The sequence below is a fragment of the Prosthecobacter sp. genome, from assembly GCF_049294395.1.
Taxonomy (GTDB): Bacteria; Verrucomicrobiota; Verrucomicrobiia; order Verrucomicrobiales; family Verrucomicrobiaceae; genus Prosthecobacter.
The window spans coordinates 1-4,772 of the sequence record NZ_JBAQCR010000328.1; the positions used below are offsets into that span (position 1 = coordinate 1).

Here is a 4,772-nt window from a genome sequence, read left to right on the forward strand (position 1 = left end):
GGCCGTGGCCGATCGCACCGGAAATCGCAATGCTCTGCCGGAGAAACTGCGCCCCGTGCTGCAAAAATACGTCAGCTTTGAAACCATGACCAAGCGTGCCGTGGGTCCGGGCTGGAGGCAGTTCACACCCGCGCAGCAGCAGGAGGCCTCCAAGCTCTTTTCCACGCTCATCATCCGCAGCTACAGCAGCAAGTTCACGCCGGGAGAGCATCCAGACATCACTTACCAGGCGGCCACGGAGCCGGCGTCAGGCCGTGTGGATGTGCCCACGAGCATGGTCTACAAAGGCAGCCACTATGCCGTGGTTTATCGCATGGAGCAGATGCTCATCACCGATGTGGTGATCGAAGGCGTGAGCCTCATCGCCAACTACCGCAGCCAGTTGGATGCTCAATTTAAAAAAGGTGGCGCAAATGCCGTCATAAGCTCTCTTACGCAGTCTGTCTCCCGCCCTCAATGAAATACCACGTATTCACACTCCGTCTGTTGTTGCTGGCAGCCACTCCGCTGCTGACTGATTGCAGTACCCCAGCGACTAAGCCCGTTGCGAAACCCACCGCAGAAGCCGCCGTCAAGGGCAAGGCCAAGGCCGCAGACAAAGCCGCGAAGGGCGATGACGGAGAAGTGGATGAATATGCCACGGCATCGGACATCTCTGACCCGCTTGAAAAGCTGAATCGCGGCACATTCTGGGTGAACGACCAGCTTTACACCTTCCTCTTCCGTCCGATCTCAAAAGGCTACGAACTGATCCTGCCAAGGCCGGTGCGCAAGGGCATCGACAACGCCTTTGAGAATGTGAAGTACCCAGTGCGGTTCGTGAACTGCACGCTGCAGGGCAAGTTCAAACGTGCCGGGCAGGAGACTGGCAAATTCGTCGTCAACACCGTGGGTGGTGTCGTTGGCATCTTCCGTCCTGCGGAAAGCATCCCGGCTCTCGCCAACCTTCCAGATGAAGACACGGCTCAGACTTTGGGCAAGTGGGGCATTCCAAACGGCCCTTACCTCGTGCTGCCGCTGCTGGGACCCAGCAGCGTGCGTGACACGGTGGGCCTCGCCGGAGACTATGCCCTCAATCCGGTCAACTGGCCCTACCTCTACTGGTTCGGCAGCCGCTCAAAGCATGACTGGGTCATCGTCCCCCCTTTGTCCAACACGCTGCGTTCCATACCTGGCCAGTTGGACAATTATGACACGATCACAAAAGATGCCGTCGATCCGTATCTCTCCGCTCGCAGCGCCTACAGCCAGAATCGTGCTGAAGCCATCAAGAAGTAAGGAACCTTGGTTGGAGCTTGCAGTGAAGGAAAGGGATCATCTTGATCCCTTCTGGACCTTCGCAGACGCAATAAATTCCCCCTGTCCGATGTGGCTCTAATATCGGGGACTCATCCACACTAGTTGAAAGCTAGACTGCTCCGAAGTCTCTGAGATGACGGTGCTCGGGACCGGCAGTTCATAGCAGCTTCCAAAACGATTATCGTTGGGCAGCGAGTCTGCGCTCTAGGTAGGGCGGTTGGTCCTCCAACCGCCGCCGAGCGTCTCCAGATTTTCTATTCACAAATCAGCTTCGCAAAACGCGGCACGCCGATCAACGGTACCTCTGCAAAGCTCTTCTGCCGCGTCCGCCCAGCATCACTCACCGCGCAGGCAGCGCCCGGGGAATGTTTTCCAGTCCAGGTGAGCCAAACTGCATGGCTTCGTCATAGACCTTGCTGCGGCCGCTCTCGATGTTGTTGGGCGTGTCGAGCGGATCATCCGAGCGCACAATGCGCGGCTGGATGAAGATGAGCAGCTCTTCGCGGGTGGTTTGATTCTGCGTGGTGCCGAAGAGATTGCCAAGAATCGGAATGCGGCGAAGTCCGATGACACCGTTTTTACCTTTGGTGACTCTCTCGGTGATCAGCCCGCCGAGAACGACTGTGGCTCCGTTTTTCACCGCCACTTCCGTGAGCAGCTTCTGCGTGCCAATGGTGGGCACGGTGTTGCCGCCGATGGACTGCGAACCGACGATGTTGTCATTCACCTGGGCGATTTTCAGCGTCACTTCGTCGTCCGAGTTGATCAGGGGAATCACCTCCAGCTTGAGCAGGACATCGCGATAGGTCACGCTCACGCTGTTGCTCGCAACACCGCCGGTGAAGGCACCGTTGGTCAGGATGTTGGCTGGCACGGCGATGCTCTGACCCGAGGAGATCACAGACTTGGCGGCGTTCTTGGCGTAGATGCTTGGCGTGGCCAGCACCTTGAAGTTGTTGTTGCTGTCGATGACCTTGATGTAGTTGCTCAGCGCACCGATCTGGCCGTAGAAATTCAGCTGCCCGAATTTCGCCGGAAACTGGATGATGTTGGACGCTGCCGTCGTGGTGGAGCTGCCAGATGTGGAAGAGCCGTGCGCACCATTGCGGTTCACGCTGAAATCCGAGAGCAGTTGCAGGAAATCGACCCCGTAGTTGAAGTTCTTGCCCAGGCTCAACTGGCCGATGATCGCAGAAATGTAAATCTGCTGGGGGCGGATATCCATCTCCTCCAGCAGCTGATCAATGCGCGCGATGTGCTCGGGGGAGCCCGAAACGATGAGGCTGTTGGATTGTGGATCGCCGATGAGCAGTGTTTTCCCGACAACCATCGACTCGGGGGCACCCACGTCTTCCGGATTGTCGAGCAGGCTGCGGCTGGAATTGGAATTCGAACCGCCGGAGGAGTTGCCGTAGCTGCCGCCGAAGCCGGCGTTGGCACCATAAGCGGAGTTGCTGCTGCTGCCGAAACCGTTGGAGTTGTTGCTGTTGCTATCGTCCGAGGAAGAGTCGGAGGTGGCGCCGTTTTTGCGGCGAGGGCTTCCTCCACCACCCGGTGAGCCCGCGATAGCACCGTCGTTGTTGCCTTGGATGTCGGTGTCTTTGGCCAGCGCATTGTAGGCCACCATGAGAAAGTCGAGCACGTCGAGGTACTTCAGGCGGCGCTTGAGGAAATTCGAGCCATCGCTCTGCTTGTCGAGTTTCTCGACCAGCCCCCTGATGTAGGTGATGTCCACCGGACGGCCAATGACGAGCAGTTCATTCGTGCGGCGGTACGGGAAAACTTTGACGCGTGCAGCGGCGGGATTGGTCGCGGTGGTGCCGGCGTTTCCTGCAGGGCTGGCGGGCACGGCTGGCACTCCGGGACGTGCGGCGGCATTGGGCATGGCGGCGGCAGGAGCGGTCGTGGAGCTCTTCGCCTTTTCCTCCTGCTCAAAGATTTCATTGATGATCTCAGCCACCAGCTCCACGTCGGACCGCTCCAGCTTGATCATTTCATTGGAAGTCTCCGTCGGCGGGACGTCGATGATCTGCGCGATCTCGCAAATGCTGCGGATCGTGGTGCTGTTTTCCGTGATGATGAGGGCCGTGTCATTCGAGACACCCGTCATGGCTCCGTAACCGTGAAGTTTGATCACCTGTTGGAAGGCCTTGGAGGCTTCATCCGCCGAGACAAACTGCAGGGGCAGCACATAGTGGCAGATCTCCTCGTTCAGCGGCAGGTCGCGCAGGGAATTGTACACCTTCAATCCATCAGCCGTGGGGCTTTTGCCCCCGGCCTGGTTGATTAGCTTCGCCGTGGTCGCATCCACATTGATGATGGCATAGCCATTGAGCAGCAGGGTGGCTTCAATGAAGGCGATGGCGTCCTTCTTGGTGAGCATCTGCGGGGAAATGATGCGGAGCATCTCGCCCTGAAGGGCGGAGTCGAGGATGAGCTTCTTGCCCGTGAGCTGGGTGTAAAAAGGAATGATCGCCTGGATGGGCGCGCTGGGAAAGTTGACCTTGATGCTGGCACCTTCTCCCACCGGTACGTAAGTTCCTGCCGCTGGCAGCGGCGCGGCAGGGGCCTGAGCCTTCGTGGCTTGGCGCATGCCGAGAATCAAAAGCACCATCAACACGGCGAAGCGCAGGCGTGTCGGGAGCTGGGAAGGGAATTGCGACATATTATTGAAATTACGGTAAGTATATTGAATTTAGTCTTAGCGGCAAGGGTTTTAGTTAATATCTATTAAAATTCATGCTTCTCGCGCGGGTCTCATTGCTGCCTTGCAAGCGCCCGCAGGCCATGGATGATCGCCTCCCATGATCTCCATTCAGGGTCTCACCAAGCGCTTCGGCGCTCAAACCGCCGTCGATCATCTGACTTGGGAGGTTCCGCCGGGCATGATCGTGGGTCTGCTGGGGCCCAACGGGGCAGGGAAGACCACCACCCTGAAAATGGTCACCGGCATGCTGCAGCCTGACGAGGGCACAGCGCTGATCTGCGGTGTGAACGTCTCCACCCATCCCGTGGAGGCCAAGCGCCTGCTCGGCTTCGTGCCGGACTCAGGCGCGGTCTATGAATCCCTCACCGGGCTGGAATTTCTCCTCATGATCGGGGCGCTCTACGGCATCTATGAGGACGAGGCCCGGCCGCGCATCCGGCAGTTCCTGGATTTCTTTGAGCTCGATGAGCAGACGCTCACGACCAAGCTGCTGGGTGCATACTCCAAAGGCATGCGGCGCAAGGTCGTCATCACCGCCGCGCTGCTGCACAATCCCAAGGTTGTCCTGCTGGACGAGCCGCTGGACGGGCTGGATGCGAATGCCGCCGTCGGCTTCAAAGCCCTGCTGGAAACCCTGGCGCGTGAGGGCAAGACGATCGTTTACAGCTCCCATGTGCTGGATGTCGTGGAGCGCGTGTGCAATCGCGTGGCGATCATGGCGCAGGGAAAACTGCTCGTGGAAGGCTCGCCGCACGACCTTCAGCAC

General features: G+C 58.6%; 4 protein-coding genes. 3 read left to right on the plus strand and 1 reads right to left on the minus strand.

The window, feature by feature from the left end; genetic code table 11:
• Window positions 1-460: ABC transporter substrate-binding protein (locus WAW39_RS21545; protein ID WP_422321226.1), on the plus strand; the 460-nt coding region annotated here is incomplete at its 5' end.
• Entirely contained in the window at window positions 457-1,278 is an 822-nt protein-coding gene (locus tag WAW39_RS21550) for an MlaA family lipoprotein (RefSeq protein ID WP_422321227.1), read from the plus strand. The genes WAW39_RS21545 and WAW39_RS21550, both read left to right, overlap by 4 nt.
• A 361-nt stretch (window positions 1,279-1,639) precedes the next feature.
• Here WAW39_RS21550 and WAW39_RS21555 read toward each other — a convergent pair whose 3' ends face one another.
• Window positions 1,640-3,964, minus strand: a complete 2,325-nt coding sequence (locus tag WAW39_RS21555) for a secretin N-terminal domain-containing protein (RefSeq protein WP_422321228.1) — start codon at window positions 3,962-3,964, stop codon at window positions 1,640-1,642.
• Between the two features lie 139 nt (window positions 3,965-4,103).
• Here WAW39_RS21555 and WAW39_RS21560 point away from each other — a divergent pair.
• Window positions 4,104-4,772 (plus strand): ABC transporter ATP-binding protein (locus WAW39_RS21560; protein ID WP_422321229.1); only part of this gene is annotated, 669 nt, incomplete at its 3' end.